Genomic DNA, 18,440 nt, shown 5'->3' on the forward strand with positions numbered 1-18,440 from the left:
GGGTGTCGTCCTGAGAGAACCCTTAAACCAGCCTGGGAGCTACTTGTGTGTTCCCCGGAGCCGTTCCGCGATCTGCTCGGGCGTCACGTCGTTGATCCACACGGCCTCGCCGGACTCGGAGCCCGCGAGGTACTTGAGCTTGTCCTTCGTCCTGAGCACCGAGAAGACCTGCAGGTGCAGCCACATCTCCTCGCGGCCCTGGTTGACCGGGGCCTGGTGCCAGGCGGCGATGTAGGGCAACGGCCGGTCGTAGAGGGCGTCCAGGCGGTGCAGCACCTTCAGGTACAGCGACGCGAAGTCGTCGCGCTCCACTGAGGACAGTGCGGCGATGTCGGGAACCTGGCGGCGCGGCGCCAGCACGACCTCGACGGGCCAGCGGGCGGCGGCCGGCACGAAGGCGACCCAGTGCTCGGACTCGTCCACCACCCGCGCGCCCGCGCGGAGCTCGGCCTCCAGGACGTCGCCGAACAGCGGGCGGCCGTGTTCGGCGTAGTAGGCCTGAGCAGCCGTCAGCATGCGCTCGGTGCGCGGGGTGACGAACGGGTACGCGTAGATCTGGCCGTGCGGGTGGGAGAGCGTCACGCCGATCTCTTCGCCGCGGTTCTCGAACGGGAAGACCTGCTCGACCCCTGGCAACGTTGACAAGAAGGCGACGCGGTCCGCCCAGGCGTCCACGACGGTGCGCACGCGCGACTCGGAGAGCTCGCCGAACGACTTGTTGTGGTCCGACGTGAAGCAGACGACCTCGCAGCGCCCGCGGCCCGGCGCGCGCACGAACAGCTCCTCACCATCCACAGTGGACGGCACGTCGGGCACGTTCTGGGCCAGCGACGGGAACCTGTTCTCGAACACGACGACGTCGTAGTCGGCCTCGGGGATCTCGGTGGGCCTGCCCGGCGTCGACGGGCACAGCGGGCAGAGGTCCGCCGGCGGCTTGTACGTCCGCGTCTGGCGGTGGGCCGCCATGGCGACCCACTCGCGGGTCAACGGGTCCAGCCGGACTTCGGACATCGGCTGGGTCTCGGGGAGGTCCCGGGTGTCCACCGCGGCCCGCGGCGGCGCCTCAGCGCTGTCGTCGAAGTAGATGATCTCCCGGCCGTCCGCCAGTTTTCCCGCGGTACGCCTCACGCCAGCTCCTCGCCACTTCCCGGTACATGTGCCAACACCAACTCGCCGACCTGCTCGCTCAGGATGGCCCTGGCGTCGTCCGGCAAACCTTCGTCCGTCACCAGGACGTGCGCCTCGTCGAGGTCGGCGATCGTGGAGATGCCGACGGTGCCCCACTTCTCGTGGTCCGCGACCACGACCACGCGGCCGGCGGCGTCGACGAGCGCTCGGTCGGTCTCGCTCTCGTTGAGGTTCGGGGTGGTGAAACCGGAGCGCTCGGCCATGCCGTGCACGCCCAGGAACACCACGTCGAGGTGCAGCGACCGCAACGCCTGCACGGCCACGGGGCCCACCAACGCGTCGGACGGCGTGCGCACGCCACCGGTCAGCACGACCGTGCGGTCCGTGCGCCCGCTCTGCTGCAGCACGTCGGCGACGCGGATGGAGTTCGTGACGACGGTCAGGTCGGGGATGTCGTCGAGGAAACGAGCTAACGTCCACGTCGTGGTGCCCGCGGACAGACCGATGGCCGTCCCCGGACGCACGAGGCCCGCGGCGGCGGCCGCGATCGCCTCCTTCTCGGGCAGCTGCCGAACCGACTTGGCCTCGAAACCGGGCTCGTCGGTCGAGCGCCCGACGACGGACGTCGCGCCGCCGTAGACCTTCTCCACCAGCCCGCGCGCGGCGAGCACGTCGAGGTCCCGGCGCACGGTCATGTCCGAGACGCCGAGCCGCACGACGAGGTCGCTCACGCGGACCGCTCCCGTGCGGCGGACCTCTTCGATGATCACGGCTTGCCGCTGACGTGCCAGCACCTCACACCTCTTCCCTGAGGACGACCACGTCCCCGGCTCGCACGGTGAGGCGTCCGGAGACCTGCGTGCCGGACAACACGTCGACACCGGACGCCTCGATCTGCGCGTCGGTGTCGGTGTGGTTGACGGCGAAGAGGAACGATACGTCGCCCCTGCGCCGCACGAGCTCAATCGGCGAACGCGACACCCCTGCGCCCGCACCGGAAAGTGCGTTTTCCACCGTTCGGCTCAGACCGTCGCCGTCGAGATCGCACGCCACGTACCAGGCGACACCGTTGCCGAACGCGTTGCGCGTCACCGCCGGCACCCCGGGCAACGGCCCGTCCACGTAGGAGACAACGGTGTCAGCGGTGCGCGTGTGCAGGTGCTCCGTCCACAACGAGGCGGTCGAGCCGTCGCTCAGCGAGACGGTCTCGTCCTGCCGCAGCGGGAAGAACTCCTCGGACCACACGCCGAGCACGTCGCGGAACGCCCCGGGGTACCCGCCCAGTCGCACTCGCGTGTACTGGTCGGCGACACCGGACAGGTACGTGACGACGACGTGGCCGCCGCCCGCCACGTAGTCCGCGATCACGGCGGCATGCGCGTCGGACACCGCGTAGAACGCCGGCACGACCACCAGCGAGTACTTCGAGAGGTTGGTGCCCGGCGCGACGAAGTCGACGGTGACACCCGCCTGCCACAGGGCCTTGTAGTACCCGAGCACGTGCTGCCAGTAGTCGAAGTCCTGCGTCGGGTGGGCGTCCTGGCGCAGCGCCCAGCCGGACTGGAAGTCGAACAGGACCGCGACGGAGGCGTCCACAGTGGAGCCGACGACCTCGGCGAGCTTCCGGTACTCGGCACCGACCTCGCAGACCTCGCGGTACACCTTGGTGTCCGGGCCGGCGTGCGGGACCATCGCCGAGTGGTAGCGCTCGCTGCCACCGCGGGACTGCCGCCACTGGAAGAACAGCGTGCCGTCCGCGCCGCGCGCGATGTTCTGGAACGAGTGCCGCCGCTGCTCCCCCGGCAGCTTGGCGATGTTGCGCCGCTGCCAGTTCACCGCGGACGTCGAGTTCTCCATGAGCAGCCACGGTTTGCCGCCGGCCAGGCCGCGCACGAGGTCGGCGGACATGGCGAGCTCGATGTGCCGGTCGGGCGACTGGGCCTCGGTGTAGTGGTCGTTGGAGACGAAGTCGACCTCGCGCGCCCACTTCCAGTAGTCGAGGTCGCCGAACGTCCAGTTGACCATGAAGTTCGTGGTGACCGGCACCTCGGGCGTGATCATGCGCAGCACGTCGCGCTCGGCCTTGTAGAGCTCGAGGATCGCGTCGTCGGAGAACCTGTCGTAGTCGAGCACGTGCGCCGGGTTCGAGAACGTCGGCGTGACGCGCGGCGGCAGGACCTGCGCGAAGTCGGTGTAGCCCTGGCTCCAGAACGCCGTCGACCACGCGTCGTTGAGCTGGTCGAGCGTGTAGCGGGCGGCCAGCCACTCGCGGAACGAGGCGGCGCACGTGTCGCAGTAGCAGCGCTTCACGTGGCACGCGTACTCGTTGCCGACGTGCCAGGCGGCGAGGGCGGGGTGGTCGCGGTAGTGCGAGGCCATCTCGGCGGCCAGCGCCGTCGCCCGGTCGCGGTAGATCGGCGACGACGGGCAGTACGCCTGCCGCGAGCCGTGCGACAGCCGCACGCCGTCCGCGCGGACGGGCAGCATCTCGGGGTGCTCGGTGGTCAGCCACGGCGGGGGCGCGGCGGTGGCGGTCGCGAGGTCGACGCGGATGCCGCCGGCGTGCAGCAGGTCCATCACGCGGTCGAGCCAGTCGAACCGGTACTCGCCCTTGCTGACCTCGATCTTCGCCCAGCTGAAGATCCCGACGCTGACCATGGTCACGCCGGCGCGCCGCATGAGCTCGACGTCCTCGGTCCAGACGTGTTCGGGCCACTGCTCGGGGTTGTAGTCAGCCCCCCAGCCGAGGCCTGGCAGGTCTGTTGGCCAAGTCGTCACGGCCGCAAGCGTGGCCGACGACAGCCCCCAACGTCAACACAAGCAAACACAACTTCGCGTTGAGGTCTGTGGAGCAAAAGACCGGGAAAAGTACCGGGAAGTGGCCCGGACGCCGCTGCGCACCGGTTTAACAGCTGCGTAACAGGGCTTGACATGCTGTATGACTCGGACCACATTGTGCGCAACTTTGTTTGAGTCATGTTCGGTTCGCACGAGCGCGTGTCACCCGTAGGAGCGATGATGGTTCTGCAGACGCCTGGTTCCACCCCGTTACCGCAGCTCGGTCGGCGGACGATGCTGCGAGTCATGCTGGCCGGTGCCGGCGTCGCCGCGACCAGTGGTCTTCTCTCGGCGTGCGGGGGCGGTTCCGGCTCGGGCGGCGACTCCAAGGTCGTCACTTTCGGCAACAACCTGTCCGACCAGGTGCCGAAGGACGCGATCACGGCCGCGCTCAAGGGCTTCGAGGGCCAGTCGGGCGGCCTGTCCGTCACGATCAACACGAAGCAGCACGAGCAGTACCAGGAGCAGATCAACAACTACCTGCAGGGCAAGCCGGACGACGTGCTCGCGTGGTTCGCCGGCTACCGGATGCGGTTCTTCGCCGACCAGGGACTCACCGGCGACGTCAGCGACCTGTGGGGCAAGATCGGCGGCAACTACTCCGACGCGCTCAAGCAGGCGTCGACGGCCACCGACGGCAAGCAGTACTTCGTGCCGTTCACGCAGTACCCCTGGGGCATGTTCTACCGCAAGAGCGTGTGGCAGGAGCGCGGTTACGCCGTCCCCAAGACGCTCGACGAGCTCGTCGCGCTCGCCACGAAGATGAAGGCCGACGGCCTGATCCCGATCGCCTTCGCGCAGAAGCAGGGCTGGCCGGGCATGGGCACGTTCGACCAGTTGAACTTCCGCACCAACGGCTACCAGTTCCACGTGGACCTCCTCGCGGGCAAGGAGGACTGGCAGGACAAGCGGGTCAAGGACGTCTTCGACACGTGGAAGCGGCTGCTGCCGTTCCACCAGGAGAACGCGCTCGGCCGCGAGTGGCAGGAAGCCGCACAGTCGTTGCAGCAGAAGAAGTCCGGCATGTACCTGCTGGGCTCGTTCCTCGGTCAGCAGTTCCCGGACGCGGAGAAGGAGGACCTCGACTTCTTCCCGTTCCCGGAGATCAACCCGGAGCACGGCACCGACACGGTCGAGGCGCCGATCGACGGGTACATGATGGCGAAGAAGCCCGGCAACCCCGAGGGCGCGCTCAAGCTGCTCGAGTACCTGTCGACGGCCGAGCCGCAGCTCACCTACCTGAAGTCCGACTCGTCCGTGGTCGCGACCAACCAGAAGGCCGACACCTCCAGCTACAACTCGCTGCAGAAGAAGGCGGCCGAGGTCATCAAGGGCGCCAAGCACATCACGCAGTTCCTCGACCGCGACACCGACCCGGGCTTCGCGAGCGAGGCCGCCACCAACGGCCTGATCGAGTTCATCAAGGACCCGAACAGCGTCGACTCCGTGCTCAAGGGCATGGCCGACCAGGCGAAGAACATCTTCAAGTGACCGCGGTGCAGGAGAAGCCGAAGGCGGTGGCCCCCAGCGGGCCGCCGCCTCGTCGGCGTGGAAAGCGTGCCACGGCCCTCGCCGGCACGGACAAGCTCGTGCTGGCGCTCATGCTGGGCATCCCCGCGGTCGTGCACCTGCTGTTCGTGTGGGTGCCGACGCTGGGCTCGATCGCGTTGTCGTTCAGCAGGTGGAACGGCATCGGCGGCCTCGAGGACATCGAGTGGATCGGTGTCGCGAACTACGTCGAGATCTTCAGCGAGTACCCGCGGTTCTGGCCCGCGGTGCAGCACAACCTGATCTGGCTGCTGTTCCTGCTCGTCGTGCCGACGACGGCGGGTCTGCTGCTCGCCGTGCTGCTCGACCGCGAACTCCGGTTCAGCCGGATCTACCAGAGCGCGCTGTACATGCCGATGGTGCTGTCGCTCGCCCTCGTGGGCTTCATCTGGCAGCTGATCTACACACCGGACGGCGGCCTGCTGAACTCGCTGCTGGGCCTGAGCGCCGACCCGGTCGACTGGATCGGCGACTCGGACATCAACCTCTACGCCGTGCTGGTCGCGGCGGCGTGGCGGCACACCGGCTACATCATGCTGCTGTACCTGGCGGGCCTGAAGTCGGTGGACCCGGCGTTGAAGGAAGCGGCGGCACTGGACGGCGCCTCCTCGGCGCAGACGTTCTTCCGCGTGACGTTCCCGGTGATGAAGCCGGTGAACATCGTGGTCGCCGTCGTGACCGTGATCGAGGCGCTGCGCGCGTTCGACATCGTCTACGTCATCAACAAGGGCCGCAACGGCCTGGAGCTGCTGTCGGTGCTCGTGACCGACAACATCATCGGCGAGGCCTCGCGCATCGGCCGCGGCTCCGCGGTCGCCGTGATCCTGCTGACGATCTCGCTCGGCGTCATCATCCCGTACCTGTACCAGGTGTTCAGCAAGGAGAACCGGACGTGACGGCCACGCTGGAACGCCCGTTGCCGATCAAGAAGCAGCCGATCAGGCCGGCCCGCATCGCGCTGCACGTGTTCCTCGTCCTGACGTGCCTGATGACGCTCACCCCGTTGCTGTGGGCGGTGTACGCGTCGCTGCGGACGTACGACGACACCTCGGTCAACGGGTACTTCTCGATCGCGAAGTCACTGACGTTCGAGAACTTCGCCAAGGCGTGGGAGATCGGCGACCTGCCGCACTTCTACTGGAACACGTTCCTCATCACCGTGCCGGCGCTGATCCTGACGCTGGTGCTGAGCTCGATGGTGGCGTTCGGGGTCTCGCGGTTCAGCTTCAAGTTCAACATCGCGCTGCTGATGCTGTTCACCGCGGGCAACCTGTTGCCGCAGCAGGTGATCGTGACGCCGCTGTGGAGGCTGTACCGCCTGATCGAACTGCCGGCGTGGATGTCGGAGAGCGAGTCGCTGATCGACTCGCCGCTCGGCGTGATCCTGATCCACATCGCGTTCCAGATGGGCTTCTGCACGTTCGTGCTGTCGAACTACATGAAGACCATCCCGTACGAGCTCACCGAGGCCGCTCGGGTGGACGGAGCGTCGGTGTTCCGGCAGTACTGGCAGTTGACCCTGCCGCTGTGCCGGCCCGTGCTCGCCGCGCTGGCGACGTTGGAGTTCACCTGGATCTACAACGACTTCCTGTGGGCGTTGGTGTTGATCCAGGACGGCGACAAGATGCCGGTGACGTCGGCCTTGCAGAACCTCAAGGGGACGTTCTTCACCGACAACAACCTGATCGCGGCCGGGTCTTTGCTGGTGGCTTTGCCGACGTTGGTGGTGTTCTTCGTGTTGCAGCGGCAGTTCGTGGGTGGACTGACGCTGGGGTCGACGAAGGGCTAGGAGCAGACGAGAGGGCGGGGTGCCGATGTCGGCACCCCGCCCTCTCGCGTGCTCTTGGCTCGGCTACTTCCCGCCGGTCTGCGGGTTGAAGTCCGAAATGCCGCCCCAACGCCCCACCGGGATCACGATCACGCGGGCCTTGCCCACCACGTTCTCCACCGGGATCGCGCCGTCGGCCGGCGTCGGGTCGCCGTGCTTGCGCGAGTCCGACGAGTTGTTGCGGTTGTCGCCCATCACCCACAGCTTGCCCGCGGGGACGGTGACCTTCTCGAACGAGTCCTGCTGGCGCGGGCCGCCGCCGAAGTTCAGGTACGGCTCGTCCAGCGGCTTGCCGTCGACCAGGACGCGGCCCTCGTCGTCGCAGCACTCGACGGTCTGGCCGCCGACGGCGATGACGCGCTTGATGAAGTCCGTGCCGCTGGGCTCGGAGAGGTTCACCATCGAGCCGAGGTCCTGCAGCGTGCCGACCACGAAGTTCGGGGGCTGCTTGCCGCCGGTCCAGTTCGGCGGGCCGCGGAAGACGATGACGTCGCCGGGGCGCGGGTCGTTGAACAGGTACGTGATCTTCTCGACCAGCACCTTGTCGTTCACGCAGCCCGTGCAGCCGTGCAGCGTCGTCTCCATCGAGGCCGACGGGATGACGAACACGCGCGCGACGAACGTCTGGATCACGACGGTCAGCAGCAGCGCCACGCTGAAGATGACCAGCAGCTCTTTCCAGAACGGCTGCTTCTTCTTCGTCTTCTTCCTGGAGAACTTCGGCGCGTCGTCCTCGTCGTAGGCCGACGAGCGGGACGAAGCTCGCGAACCGGACGTCGAGAAGCGCGTCGTGGGTTCGGCGGGACCGTCTCCGGCGGGAGGCGTCGTCTCCCAGGTCGACGAAGAATCGTCGTTCACGCGATGACTCACACGCCCCACCTTACGGACGTCCGGGTAGGCGCAACGTGAACAGGGCACCGCCCTCGGGCGCACGGCCCGCCGTGGCCGTGCCGCCGTGCCGTTGCGCCACCTGCTTGACGATGGCGAGCCCGAGGCCCGAACCCGGCAGGGTCCGCGCCTCGGAGGAGCGGTAGAACCGCTCGAAAACGTGAGGTAGATCGGCGTCCGCGATGCCGGGGCCCGCGTCCGCGACCTCCACCACCGCGCTGCCGTCCCCCACCTGGCGGAGGTTCAGGCGAACGGACGAACCGGACGGACTGAACTTCACCGCGTTGTCGAGGAGGTTCAGCACCGCGCGCTCCAGCGCGCTCGAATCACCCAGAAGTGTCCACGGCTGGAGCTGAACGTCGAAGCGAACGGCGCCCGAACCACGACGACGGGCCCGGTCGAGGGACCGTTCGACCACCTCGACGAGGTCGACCGGCTCGTGGACGACCTGCGGGGCGTCCTCGCGGGCGAGTTCGACCAGGTCGCCGATCAACGTGGTCAGCTCGTCGATCTGCGCGCGCACGTCCGCCTGGATCTCCGTCTTGTCCTCCTGCGACAACGTCGGGGAGTCCGGGCGTTCCGAGGCGAGCAGCAGCTCCAGGTTGGTGCGCATCGAGGTCAGCGGCGTGCGCAGCTCGTGGCCCGCGTCGGCGACCAGGCGGCGTTGCCGTTCCTGCGACTCGGCGACGGCACCGAGCATCGCGTTGAAGCTGTGCGTGAGCCGGGCCAGCTCGTCGTCACCCGACACCGGGATCGGCGTCAGGTCGCCGGTGTTCGCGACGCGTTCGGTGGCCTCGGTCAGTCTCTGCACCGGCCGCAGACTCGTGCGGGCGACGGCCGTGCCCGCGATGGCCGCGAGCAGCACGCCCGCCCCGCCGATCAGCAGCAGGACGACGCTGAGCTTCGCCAGCGTGGTGCGCTGGGGCGCCATCGACTGGGCGATGATGATCGCCTGGTCGGGCTGGTACCGGACCGCGATCACGCGCGTCTCGGTCTTGTGGTCGGTCCAGATGAACTCGGGCCGCTCGCCGTCCGCGACGTCCCACGCCTCCGGCACGGTCGGCGGCGGCTCGGACTCCCTCGGGTAGGTGAGCTTCCCGGTGTCCGAGAGCAGCACGCCCATCTTCACGTCGCCGGCCGCGAGGAACGCCGCCGGGTAGTTCGCGACCTCGTCGGGAGAACTGACCTTCTTGCCGTTCGCCACCGTGGCGGCGCGCTGGCGCAGGCCGTCGTCGAGCGCGTCGTACGTGCTCTTGCGCACGACCATGTACGCGCCGAGGGACACCAACGCGACCGCCCCGGCGACGCAGAACGCCGCGAGCCACGTGACCCGAGCCCGCAGCGACGCCCGCTGGAGGCGTCCCTGGGGTTCGTGGATCACGGAGGGGTCTCCCGCAGGACGTAGCCCACTCCACGCACCGTGTGGATCAGCCTGGGTTCCCCCTCGGCCTCCGTCTTGCGGCGCAGGTACCCCACGTAGACTTCGAGTGCGTTGCCCGAGGTCGGGAAGTCGTATCCCCACACGTCCTCCAGGATGCGGCTGCGGGTGAGCACCTGGCGCGGGTGCGCCAGCAGGAGCTCGAGCAGCGCGAACTCGGTGCGGGTGAGGCTGATCGGGCGCTCGCCGCGGCGGACGTCCCTGGTGGACGGGTCCAGCTCCAGGTCGGCGAACTTGAGCGCGGCCGCGGAGTGCTGGGCCGCGTCGTCGTCGTGGGCGGCCCTGCGCAGCAACGCGCGCAGCCGGGCCAGCAACTCCTCCAGCGCGAACGGCTTGGGCAGGTAGTCGTCGGCACCGGCGTCCAGACCGGACACCCTGTCGCTCACGGCGTCCCGTGCGGTCAGCACGAGGATCGGCAGGTCGTCACCGGTGCTGCGCAGCCTGCGGCACACCTCGAGGCCGTCGAGGCGGGGCATCATCACGTCGAGCACCATCGCGTCCGGCCTGGCGGCGGTCACCGACTCCAGGGCCTGCATGCCGTCTCCGGCAGTCTCGACCTGGTAGCCGTTGAACTGGAGCGAGCGGCGGAGTGACTCCCGGACCGCCCGATCGTCATCGACAACGAGGATGCGCATGAGGGCAGTCTTGCCGAGGGATCTGAGAAGTGCCTGAGAAGGGCCCTAACTGCGGGTGTGAGTTCGGCGTTAGCCCTCAAGCCCCCTTGCGACCGGTGCGTTCCACTTCCGCCAGAGCGCGATCAGCCGGATGGTGATGATCAGCAACGCACCGGTGAGCGCGACCAGGCCTTTCGGCAGACGCGCCCATTCCCCCACCGCGACGACGACGGCACCGCACAACGCCGCCACCGCATAGATCTCTCTCCTGAGGACCAACGGGATCTCTCGGAGGAGGAGATCGCGCATCGCACCGCCGCCGATGCCGGTGGTCATCCCGATCAGGCAGGCCGCGTACGGGGTGGCGCCGAGCGCGAGCGCGGTCGACGTGCCGGACGTGACGAACAGCCCGAGCCCCACGGCGTCGAGCAGCAGCACGCTGCGGCGGAGCTTCGCGACCTGCGGGTGGAACCAGAACACGATCAGCCCCGTACCGCCCGCGACCAGCAGGTACGGCCAGTTCCGCAGGCTCGTCGGCGGGTGCACGCCGAGCAGCACGTCGCGGATGATGCCGCCGCCCAGCGCGGTGGTGAGGGCCAGGATGATCACGCCGAACACGTCGAGGCGCGCGCGGACCGCCGCCACCGCCCCGGAGGCGGCGAAGACCGCGATACCGATCAGCTCCAGGACGATGAGCAGCACGAACGGAAAGAATAGTTGGTCATCGGTGTGGCGCTGCCCGGCGGTAACCGGCCTCCATGCGCCCGCCCGCGGACTCCAGCACGGCCTCCACGACGGTGATGAACCGCTCGGCGCCCTCGCCCCGCACCAGCGCCCGGTAGGAGTCGACGAGCTCGTCCTCCTTGGCGTCGCGCAGCCGGCGCAGCAGCCACTTGCCGTGCCCGAGCCACCGGTTCTGCACGACCAGCGCCAGCTCGCCGACGCAGGTCAGCAGCCGTGCCGCGACGAACAGCCGTTCGTCCTCGTCCCGTGCGCCGATCAGGTCCTCGAGCAGGTCCGTGGTGCCGTAACGGCGGTCCTCCAGCTCGGTGACCGTCGCGGGTGGAGGCCCCGCGTCCAGCAGAACGCGCGCTTCGGCCCGCATCCGCGCGCCCGTGCCGTCGGCGTCGAGCATGAGGAAACCCTCGGCGCACATGTGCAGCAACGGAGGCCGTCGGCCCTCGGTGTCGCGGGCCACGAAGTCCTGGAAGGACTCGATCGTGTGGCAGAACAGCTCGACCGGCCAGCCGCGGTGCCGCAGCGTCTCGCGGAACGCGCCGGGCAGGTCGTCGACGATCACGATCATGTCCAGGTCGGAGTTCGCCGTGTAGGTGCCCGTCGCGACGCTGCCGCCGAGGAACGCCGCCCTCGCGAGCGGGTAGTACGTGTCGAGCAGGTCTCTGGCGACCTGCACCGGGTCCTTGTCCCAGTCCAGCGGGTGGCCGGTGACGTAGTAGTCCTCGTCGGGGCTGAGCGGGCCGAGCACCTCCTCGACGAACGGCCGGATCTGCGGGACCACCTCGTTCAGGTCCACGAGCCACGGGTTGTCGTCGCAGTCGAACAGCGGTCTGATCGCCAGGAACTCGTCCCGGGAGAGCTCGCGCACGCTGACCGGTGGCCCGCTGTGCCGTTTCGCGTAGCCCTTCAGGCGCCAACCCATGTTGTCGCCGTAGGCATGCCTGACCTCGTCCTGGTCCCCCGCCACCCGTCCATTGTTACTGGACGCGACCGATCGGGTGAATTGCGACGCGCTGGCGCGTCAGAAGAAGTCGGCGAGGCGCGGGGTGCCCGCGGAGCCGGCGAGCTGGTCCAGCACCACCGCGTCGGCCGGGTCGCCCTCCAGCAGACCCCCTCGCCGCAACGCGTGCGTGGTCTGCGCGCCGGAGAACCACGGCCCGAGCGCCCGTGCGTGCAGCCGCACCGCACCCGTGCCACCGGGTTCGACGCGGACGGCGCCGTCCTCCACGACGACGCGCTGCGGGCCCGCGTGCCACGGCGCGTGCTCGTCGGCCACGTCCAGGTCCACCGCGACGTCGGGCAGGCGCGGCCAGCCCCGCGCGGCCACGGCGGCGGGCAGGTCGACGACGCGCTGCATCCACGTCGAGGTCCACACCGAGTACCGCAGCGGCGTGGCGCCCAGCAGGTTCACCGTCGCCGGGTCGGTGATCCGCAGGTCGACGGCTTCGAGCAGACCCGCCCACGACGCCAGCGACGCGAGAAGGGTCAGCTGGGCCTCGACGTCGACGCCGATGAGGTCGTGGACCTTGAGCCGGCCCAGGTCACCACCGGACTCGCGGGTGGCGGTGAGGTAGCCGCGCAGGCCGTTCGGGCCGGGCAGCACGGTCACCACGTCCATCTCGAGCACCTTCTCGAGCTCGATCCGCGGTGGACGGCGGTCGGCCATGCCGTCGACGGTCCGCGCGACCTCCAGGTAGCACTCGTGCAGCGCGGGCAGGTCGCTCTCCACCGCCGGGCGCGACTCGATCCGCTCGGTGGGCTTCGGCACCGAGAGCAGTCTGTCCATCGGCAGCTCGACCCACTCGAACACGCCGGCGCGCTCCCAGCCGCGTTTGCGGTACAGGTTCGGCACGGTCGGGTAGAGCGCCGAGATCGGCTGGCCGTGCTCCCTCATCGTGGTCAGCGCGGCGTCGAGCAACGCGTTCGCGATCCCGCGGCCCCGGTAGGCCCCGTCGACGGCGACACCGCCGATGCCGCCCATGGGCACCGCGGCGCCGCCGTAGAACTGGGCGTACGAGCCGATGCCGAGCACGCCCGCGACCCGCCCGTCGACCTCGGCGAGGATCCCGTGCGACCCGGGCCGTAGCAACGGCCCCGGCGGCGGCGTCCCGTTGAACGCCACCTTGCGCAGGCGGAACACGGCGTCGCGGTCGTCCTCGGTGAACTCTCGGATGCGCACGGACGACTATCTACCAGGAGAAGAAGCCCTGGCCCGACTTCTTCCCCAGCTCACCGCGGGCGACCTTGTCCCGCAGCAGCCCCGGCGGCTCGAACCGCGGTCCCAGTTCGGCCGCGAGGTGCTCGGCGATCGCGAGCCGCACGTCGAGGCCGACCAGGTCGGTGAGTTCCAGCGGGCCCATCGGCCAGCGGTAGCCGAGCTTCATGCCGGTGTCGATGTCGGCGGCGGACGCGACCCCCTCCTCCAGCATGCGGATCGCCTCCATGCCGACGGCGACGCCCAGCCGCGAGGTCGCGAAGCCCGGCGAGTCGCGCACCTCGATGACGGTCTTGCCCATCTCCTCGGCCCACGCCCGCGCCCTGGCCACGTTCGCCGGGTCGACGCCCTCGTGGTGGACCAGCTCGACGAGCTGCTGCACCGGGACGGGGTTGAAGAAGTGCATGCCCAGCACGCGTTCGCCGGGCAGTCCCCCGGCGATCTCCGAGATCGACAGCGACGAGGTGTTGGACGCGAGAACCGCCTGCGGGCACTTCTCGGCCGCGATGCCGAGCACATGCTGCTTGAGCGGCACGTTCTCCGGGACCGCCTCGACGACCAGTTCGGCGTCCGCGGGCAGGTCACCGGTGCTCAGGTTCGCGAACACCGCGTCGGCGTCGTCGAGCTTGCCCTTCTCCTGCGCCCTGCCGAGCGACCGCCGGACGGCGAGCCTGCCCTGCTCGGCGCGTTCGGCATCGGCCTCCGACAAGGTGACCTCGTGGCCGTGGGCGAGCAGGAGGTGCGCGATGCCCGCGCCCATGGTGCCGCCGCCGATGACGACGGCCTTCACTCGCCGACCACCTCGGCGCTGAACATCGCGACGAGCTCCATCCCGCCGATCTCGGCGAGGTTGGCGCCCGACGTGGCCCACTCCGGCGACTGCAGGGCGGCCTTGAACGACTCCTCGGACTCGAAGTACATCTCCGCGACCAGGTGCAGTTCGTTCTCGCCGAGGAAACCGGCCAGGAACACCCGCTGCACCTTCGCGACCTCGGCGCGCACGATGCCGGGCACCGACTCCACGATCGGCAGGTGCGACTCGAAGTACTTCTCGTCGAAACCCTCGGGGTCGGCGGGCTTCTTGTACAGAGCGATGTACTTGATCATGTGACGCCATCCTCCTCGACTCGCCGAGCACTGTAACGCCCGGACCACTCGCGGAGCTGAGGCACGATGGTGAGGTGCGGATCATCCTGCTGCGCCACGGACAGAGCCTCGGCAACGTCGACGAGCTCGCCTACTGCCGCATCCCCGACCACGCCCTCCCCCTGACCGAAACAGGCGAACGACAGGCCCGCGCCGCCGGCCCGGTGATCAAGGAGCTGATCGGCGACGGCCCGGTCGCGGCCTACGTCTCGCCGTACCGCAGGACGAAGCACACGTTCGACCTGCTGGGCGTCGACGCCGAGCGGATCGTCACCGAGCCGAGGGTGCGCGAGCAGGACTGGGGCAATCTCCAGGACCCGGTGCAGCAGGAGGTGCTCAAGCACCAGCGGCACGCGTTCGGCCACTTCTTCTTCCGGCTGCCCAACGGCGAGTCCGGCGCGGACGTGGACGACCGGGTGGCGGCGTTCCTCGACGGCCTGACCGTGCGGATGCACAAGGACGAGGCGCACCCGAAGACGGTGCTCGTCGTGTCGCACGGACTGACGATCAGGTTGCTGTGCCGCAGGTTCTTCGACTGGAGCATCGACCTGTTCGAGTCGCTGTCCAATCCGGACACCTGCGAGAACCGGGTGCTCGACCACGACGGCACGGGATGGAGGCTGGACCGCCCCTTCGACCAGTGGCGCGACTCACCGGACGGAACGGTCCAGCTGCCCCGCTAGAGCAACCCGCGCTTGTAGGCGGCGACGAGACGACGGGGAACGAGGAGTTCCTTGCCGTCCAACGTCCGCACGCGCACGAGGTCGGGCGCGCTGGCCTTCCACTGCGACCGGCGGTGCCGCGTGTTGGACCGGGACGTCTTGCGCTTGGGAACGGCCATCAGCGCTCTCGCTTTCCGTAGCGGCGGTTGAACTTCTCGACCCGGCCGGCGGTGTCCATGACCCGCTGCGTGCCCGTCCAGAACGGGTGGGAGTCGGCGGTGATGTCGACGACCAGCAACGGGTAGGTGTTGCCGTCCTCCCACTCGATCGTCTTGGCCGAGGTCGCGGTCGACCGGGTCAGGAACGTCTTGCCCGTGGACGCGTCCTGGAAGACGACCGGGTGGTAGTCGGGGTGGATTCCGGGTTTCATGACGCCAGCTTTCGGATCGAGTCCATGAAGGACAGTTCGTCGTCGGTGAGCAGCGCGCCCGCGAAGGCCGCCGTGATGGCGTCCGGCTCGCCCAGGGTGATCGCCACGATCTGGGTGGTCCTGTCGCCACGCGGCCCGCCCTCGCCGACGTGCATCCCGCACCCGGCGGATTCCAGGTGCAGCGCGACGTCCGGCTCGTCGGCGACCCAGAGCCGGCCGCGCGAGCGCACGACCGTTCCGTCGAGCAACGAGTCGAGCGCGTCGTTCAGCCGGGCCGGGTGAAACGGCCGGTTCGCCGTGAAAACCGCTGTCGAGACACCGCATTCGGGCGTCAGGGGCAGCATCCGGGGCTTGGTCGACCGGTGCACCACCACCGTTTCCGGTGTGCAGCGGTGCGCGCCGGGAGCCAGCCGGTCCAGCACGGCGAGCGTCCGTTCGTCGGCATCCCCTTGCAGCACCAGGACATCCGCTGCCTCGGCCTGCGCGACGACGACCTGCGCCACCGTGCGCCGGTCGCTGGTCATGGACGCGTCGCTCAGCGCGTCGTCCAGCCAGGTCGCCGCGTCGAGCACGGTGATGACGCACTCGACGTCGACACCGAGGTCGCGGCGCACCGCGTCCGGTTCCAGCAGCGGGTCGAGGTGCAGCACGACCGTGTGCCCCTCCAGGTCGGCGAGCAGCCCGCGGAGGTCCTCGCGGACGGTGCAGGACACGCAGTCGTGCTGCAACTCCACGTCGGTCGCGATGCCGTCGACCCACCGCCGCACGCACGTTTCCGCGGCCACGTGCCGCACGAGCACCGATCCGGGCCGGTCGCGCCACACCTTCACGGCGACGTCGTGCTCGACCAGCCCCGCCACCATGACGACAACGGTTTTCATGTGAGGTACCGTAGATGAAAACGAAAGTCGTTTCAAACAGGAGGTACTCAGGTGCGCTGCCAGCTGACCGGCCGGGAGCCGGGCTTCGGCAACCGCGTCTCGCACTCGCAACGCAAGACGCGCCGCCGGTGGAACCCGAACGTCCAGCGCAAGCGGTACTGGGTGCCGTCGCTGAACAGGTTCGTGACCCTGACGCTGTCCGCGAAGGGCATCAAGACCGTCGACAAGCTGGGTGTCGAGGCCGCCGTGGCCCGCCTGCGCGCGCAGGGGGTGAAGGTCTGATGGCCAAGGCGACGGACGTCCGGCCGATCATCAAGATGAGGTCGACCGCGGGAACCGGCTACACCTACGTGACGCGCAAGAACCGGCGCAACGACCCGGATCGCCTGGTGCTGCGCAAGTACGACCCGGTGGCGCGCAGGCACGTCGAGTTCAAGGAAGAGCGCTGATGGCGAAGAAGTCGAAGATCGCCGCGGACCAGCGCCGCCGCGAGGTCGTGGCCCGGTACGCGGAACGCCGCGCCGAGCTCAAGGAGAAGCTGCGGCACCCGGAGACGCGCGCGGAAGCGTTGCGGGGCCTGCAGAAGCTGCCGCGCGACGCGTCGCCGACCCGGCTGCGCAACCGCGACGTCGTGGACGGACGGCCGCGCGCGTTCAACCGGAAGTTCGGCCTGTCCCGCGTCCGGCTGAGGGAGATGGCCCACCGCGGCGAGCTGCCCGGCGTGTCGAAGGCGAGCTGGTGATGCGCGAGAAGAGGCCTCTCAAGCGCAGGGTGAACCTCCTGGTGAAGGAGGGCGTGACCGTCGTCGACTGGAAGGACGTCACGCTGCTGCGCAAGTTCATCTCGGACCGGGGCAAGATCCGGTCCCGCCGGGTGACCGGCCTGACGCCGCAACAGCAGCGCCAGGTCGCCACGGCGATCAAGAACGCACGGGAGATGGCCCTGCTGCCATACCCGTCACAAGGGCGATGACGCGGATCGCCGCGCTGGCGAGCAGGGCCAGCGCGGCGAGCTGCACCAGCAACGCGAGCACCCAGGTCGTGTGTTCGTCGACCGTCAGATCGCCACGAACACCCACCAAGAAGGTCGCGTAGAGGCCCCAGCACTGCACCGCGGCCAAGCCCGCACCGACGATCGTGGTCCTCAGCGAGACGATCACGACGACCGCCGCGAGCAGGACGAGGGCGAGCAGCGGCCAGGCCCCGGTGAACGTGGTCACGCCGACTCCGCCGCCGAATCCGAGCGCGGAGCCATAACCACCTCTCATTCTTCGCATCCGATCGGTGTATCGCCTCAGGTGAGATCAGCGCCACCTCTCCAGCGTGAAGTTGGTGCTTTCGAGTGAGGCACGATCGATCGAATGAACCTGTACGACGTGGTCCACCGCCGCAGGGACACCCGCGCCGAGTTCTCCGGTGAAGAAATCCCTTCCGACGTCCTGCGCAGGGTGCTGACGGCCGCGCACGCCGCCCCCAGCGTCGGCCTCTCCCAGCCGTGGGACTTCGTCCTGGTGCGCGATGAATCGATCCGGAGGGCGTTCCGCGACCACGTCCAGGCCGAGCGCAGCGTGTTCGCGGCCGAGCTCGACGGGGAACGGGCCGAGACGTTCTCCCGCATCAAGGTCGAGGGCGTCATGGAGTCGTCGCTCGGCATCGTCGTCACCTACGACCCCGACAGGGGCTCGCCCGCGGTGCTCGGCAGGCACGCCATCGCGGACGCGGGTTTGTACTCCGTCTGCCTGGCCATCCAGAACCTGTGGCTCGCGGCGACCGAAGAGGGACTCGGGGTTGGCTGGGTGAGCTTCTACCGAGAAGATGTGCTGCGCCGCCTGCTGGACATCCCCACCAGGGTCCGCCCGGTTGCGTGGTTGTGCGTCGGTCCGGTTCGATCACTGCCCGAAACGCCCGATCTGGAACGTCACGGTTGGCGCAACCGACTACCCCTTGATGACGTCCTGCACCACGATCGGTACGGGGCGCGACCGACCCGGTAGCCTGTGCGGGCCGCTCGGCAAGTCGGAACGGAGTCGATGAACGAGTGGAGCAGCGCGATCCGCTGGTAGCGGGCCAGATTCCGCGATTGGACC

At 69.0% G+C, this 18,440-nt stretch carries 24 protein-coding genes; 9 read left to right on the forward strand and 15 right to left on the reverse strand.

Going from position 1 to position 18,440, the window contains the following annotated elements; translation table 11 throughout:
- Positions 1–39: 39 nt before the first annotated feature.
- The 3 genes from galT to ND450_RS28890 are packed head-to-tail and all read right to left on the reverse strand — an operon-like array spanning position 40 to position 3,906.
- A complete protein-coding gene (galT, locus tag ND450_RS28880) occupies positions 40–1,128 on the reverse strand; it encodes a galactose-1-phosphate uridylyltransferase (protein WP_253321677.1) in 1,089 nt (362 codons plus the stop codon).
- Positions 1,125–1,922 (reverse strand): DeoR/GlpR family DNA-binding transcription regulator, encoded by a 798-nt coding sequence (locus ND450_RS28885; RefSeq protein WP_065914902.1) that lies wholly within the window; start codon positions 1,920–1,922, stop codon positions 1,125–1,127. Before ND450_RS28885 ends, galT begins: the two co-directional genes overlap by 4 nt.
- 1 nt (position 1,923) lies before the next feature.
- On the reverse strand, positions 1,924–3,906 hold the full coding sequence (locus tag ND450_RS28890) for a beta-galactosidase (protein WP_253321678.1): 1,983 nt from the start codon (positions 3,904–3,906) through the stop codon (positions 1,924–1,926).
- Between the two features lie 306 nt (positions 3,907–4,212).
- Between ND450_RS28890 and ND450_RS28895 the strand changes: the two genes are divergently transcribed.
- Genes ND450_RS28895 through ND450_RS28905 form a run of 3 tightly spaced genes read left to right on the forward strand, consistent with a single transcriptional unit; the run spans position 4,213 to position 7,303 of the window.
- Positions 4,213–5,457, forward strand: a complete 1,245-nt coding sequence (locus ND450_RS28895) for an ABC transporter substrate-binding protein (protein WP_245785864.1) — start codon at positions 4,213–4,215, stop codon at positions 5,455–5,457.
- Positions 5,454–6,410, forward strand: coding sequence for a carbohydrate ABC transporter permease (locus tag ND450_RS28900; protein ID WP_245785863.1), 957 nt, complete (start codon positions 5,454–5,456; stop codon positions 6,408–6,410). Before ND450_RS28895 ends, ND450_RS28900 begins: the two co-directional genes overlap by 4 nt.
- Entirely contained in the window at positions 6,407–7,303 is an 897-nt protein-coding gene (locus ND450_RS28905; protein ID WP_253321679.1) for a carbohydrate ABC transporter permease, read from the forward strand. The genes ND450_RS28900 and ND450_RS28905 overlap by 4 nt, the downstream gene beginning before the upstream one ends.
- A gap of 63 nt (positions 7,304–7,366) precedes the next feature.
- Here ND450_RS28905 and lepB read toward each other — a convergent pair whose 3' ends face one another.
- From lepB to ND450_RS28945, 8 genes are all read right to left on the reverse strand, one after another.
- Positions 7,367–8,212 carry a signal peptidase I gene (gene lepB, locus ND450_RS28910; RefSeq protein ID WP_253321680.1) on the reverse strand — a complete coding sequence of 282 codons (846 nt, stop codon included), beginning with the start codon at positions 8,210–8,212 and terminating at the stop codon, positions 7,367–7,369.
- Positions 8,213–8,222: 10 nt separating this feature from the next.
- Positions 8,223–9,608 carry a cell wall metabolism sensor histidine kinase WalK gene (locus ND450_RS28915; protein ID WP_089910409.1) on the reverse strand — a complete coding sequence of 462 codons (1,386 nt, stop codon included), beginning with the start codon at positions 9,606–9,608 and terminating at the stop codon, positions 8,223–8,225.
- Positions 9,608–10,303 (reverse strand): response regulator transcription factor, encoded by a 696-nt coding sequence (locus tag ND450_RS28920; protein WP_089909132.1) that lies wholly within the window; start codon positions 10,301–10,303, stop codon positions 9,608–9,610. The genes ND450_RS28915 and ND450_RS28920 overlap by 1 nt, the downstream gene beginning before the upstream one ends.
- 69 nt (positions 10,304–10,372) lie before the next feature.
- Positions 10,373–10,984 carry a trimeric intracellular cation channel family protein gene (locus ND450_RS28925; protein ID WP_089909129.1) on the reverse strand — a complete coding sequence of 204 codons (612 nt, stop codon included), beginning with the start codon at positions 10,982–10,984 and terminating at the stop codon, positions 10,373–10,375.
- A 19-nt stretch (positions 10,985–11,003) separates the two neighbouring features.
- A complete protein-coding gene (locus ND450_RS28930; protein WP_245785861.1) occupies positions 11,004–11,987 on the reverse strand; it encodes a nucleotidyltransferase domain-containing protein in 984 nt (327 codons plus the stop codon).
- 54 nt (positions 11,988–12,041) lie between these two features.
- Complete coding sequence (gene eis, locus ND450_RS28935; RefSeq protein WP_253321681.1) at positions 12,042–13,199, reverse strand: enhanced intracellular survival protein Eis; 1,158 nt, start codon at positions 13,197–13,199, stop codon at positions 12,042–12,044.
- A gap of 10 nt (positions 13,200–13,209) precedes the next feature.
- On the reverse strand, positions 13,210–14,025 hold the full coding sequence (locus ND450_RS28940; protein WP_253321682.1) for a 3-hydroxyacyl-CoA dehydrogenase family protein: 816 nt from the start codon (positions 14,023–14,025) through the stop codon (positions 13,210–13,212).
- Positions 14,022–14,342, reverse strand: coding sequence for an EthD family reductase (locus ND450_RS28945; protein ID WP_253321683.1), 321 nt, complete (start codon positions 14,340–14,342; stop codon positions 14,022–14,024). The genes ND450_RS28940 and ND450_RS28945 overlap by 4 nt, the downstream gene beginning before the upstream one ends.
- Before the next feature lie 74 nt (positions 14,343–14,416).
- On the opposite strand from ND450_RS28945, the gene ND450_RS28950 reads away from it, so the two are divergent.
- Positions 14,417–15,064, forward strand: coding sequence for a histidine phosphatase family protein (locus ND450_RS28950; RefSeq protein WP_253321684.1), 648 nt, complete (start codon positions 14,417–14,419; stop codon positions 15,062–15,064).
- Here the strand turns inward: ND450_RS28950 and rpmF are convergent.
- The 3 genes from rpmF to ND450_RS28965 are packed head-to-tail and all read right to left on the reverse strand — an operon-like array spanning position 15,061 to position 16,354.
- Positions 15,061–15,222 (reverse strand): 50S ribosomal protein L32, encoded by a 162-nt coding sequence (rpmF, locus tag ND450_RS28955; RefSeq protein WP_253321685.1) that lies wholly within the window; start codon positions 15,220–15,222, stop codon positions 15,061–15,063. The genes ND450_RS28950 and rpmF overlap by 4 nt on opposite strands.
- Positions 15,222–15,473, reverse strand: coding sequence for a type B 50S ribosomal protein L31 (locus ND450_RS28960; protein ID WP_089909110.1), 252 nt, complete (start codon positions 15,471–15,473; stop codon positions 15,222–15,224). The genes rpmF and ND450_RS28960 overlap by 1 nt, the downstream gene beginning before the upstream one ends.
- Complete coding sequence (locus tag ND450_RS28965; protein ID WP_253321686.1) at positions 15,470–16,354, reverse strand: GTP-binding protein; 885 nt, start codon at positions 16,352–16,354, stop codon at positions 15,470–15,472. Before ND450_RS28965 ends, ND450_RS28960 begins: the two co-directional genes overlap by 4 nt.
- Positions 16,355–16,405: 51 nt before the next feature.
- Between ND450_RS28965 and rpmB the strand changes: the two genes are divergently transcribed.
- Genes rpmB through rpsR form a run of 4 tightly spaced genes read left to right on the forward strand, consistent with a single transcriptional unit; the run spans position 16,406 to position 17,326 of the window.
- Positions 16,406–16,636: a 50S ribosomal protein L28 gene (gene rpmB / locus ND450_RS28970; protein WP_089909103.1), complete on the forward strand. Its 231-nt coding sequence runs from the start codon at positions 16,406–16,408 to the stop codon at positions 16,634–16,636.
- The gene (rpmG, locus tag ND450_RS28975) at positions 16,636–16,803 is read left to right on the forward strand and encodes a 50S ribosomal protein L33 (protein WP_089909100.1); all 168 of its coding nucleotides are present in this window, start codon (positions 16,636–16,638) and stop codon (positions 16,801–16,803) included. Before rpmB ends, rpmG begins: the two co-directional genes overlap by 1 nt.
- Positions 16,803–17,096, forward strand: coding sequence for a 30S ribosomal protein S14 (gene rpsN / locus ND450_RS28980; RefSeq protein ID WP_253321687.1), 294 nt, complete (start codon positions 16,803–16,805; stop codon positions 17,094–17,096). Before rpmG ends, rpsN begins: the two co-directional genes overlap by 1 nt.
- The gene (gene rpsR, locus ND450_RS28985) at positions 17,096–17,326 is read left to right on the forward strand and encodes a 30S ribosomal protein S18 (RefSeq protein ID WP_089910403.1); all 231 of its coding nucleotides are present in this window, start codon (positions 17,096–17,098) and stop codon (positions 17,324–17,326) included. Before rpsN ends, rpsR begins: the two co-directional genes overlap by 1 nt.
- On the opposite strand, the gene ND450_RS28990 is transcribed toward rpsR, so the two are convergent.
- Positions 17,274–17,573, reverse strand: coding sequence for a hypothetical protein (locus ND450_RS28990; RefSeq protein ID WP_253321688.1), 300 nt, complete (start codon positions 17,571–17,573; stop codon positions 17,274–17,276). The genes rpsR and ND450_RS28990 overlap by 53 nt on opposite strands.
- Before the next feature lie 141 nt (positions 17,574–17,714).
- Between ND450_RS28990 and bluB the strand changes: the two genes are divergently transcribed.
- A complete protein-coding gene (gene bluB / locus ND450_RS28995; RefSeq protein WP_253321689.1) occupies positions 17,715–18,347 on the forward strand; it encodes a 5,6-dimethylbenzimidazole synthase in 633 nt (210 codons plus the stop codon).
- Positions 18,348–18,440: the final 93 nt, after the last annotated feature.

Source organism: Lentzea sp. HUAS12 (assembly GCF_024125735.1).
GTDB lineage: Bacteria > Actinomycetota > Actinomycetes > Mycobacteriales > Pseudonocardiaceae > Lentzea > Lentzea albida.

What these genes read in the sequence shown, in the direction of transcription:
- rpsN (WP_253321687.1), top strand. Translation starts at nt 16,803, where the DNA reads ATGGCGAAGAAGTCGAAGATCGCCGCGGACCAGCGCCGCCGCGAGGTC.
- ND450_RS28895 (WP_245785864.1), top strand. Translation starts at nt 4,213, where the DNA reads ATGCTGGCCGGTGCCGGCGTCGCCGCGACCAGTGGTCTTCTCTCGGCG.
- ND450_RS28920 (WP_089909132.1), bottom strand. Translation starts at nt 10,303, where the DNA reads ATGCGCATCCTCGTTGTCGATGACGATCGGGCGGTCCGGGAGTCACTC.
- ND450_RS28945 (WP_253321683.1), bottom strand. Translation starts at nt 14,342, where the DNA reads ATGATCAAGTACATCGCTCTGTACAAGAAGCCCGCCGACCCCGAGGGT.
- rpmF (WP_253321685.1), bottom strand. Translation starts at nt 15,222, where the DNA reads ATGGCCGTTCCCAAGCGCAAGACGTCCCGGTCCAACACGCGGCACCGC.
- ND450_RS28965 (WP_253321686.1), bottom strand. Translation starts at nt 16,354, where the DNA reads ATGAAAACCGTTGTCGTCATGGTGGCGGGGCTGGTCGAGCACGACGTC.
- bluB (WP_253321689.1), top strand. Translation starts at nt 17,715, where the DNA reads ATGAACCTGTACGACGTGGTCCACCGCCGCAGGGACACCCGCGCCGAG.
- ND450_RS28960 (WP_089909110.1), bottom strand. Translation starts at nt 15,473, where the DNA reads ATGAAACCCGGAATCCACCCCGACTACCACCCGGTCGTCTTCCAGGAC.
- rpmG (WP_089909100.1), top strand. Translation starts at nt 16,636, where the DNA reads ATGGCCAAGGCGACGGACGTCCGGCCGATCATCAAGATGAGGTCGACC.
- rpsR (WP_089910403.1), top strand. Translation starts at nt 17,096, where the DNA reads ATGCGCGAGAAGAGGCCTCTCAAGCGCAGGGTGAACCTCCTGGTGAAG.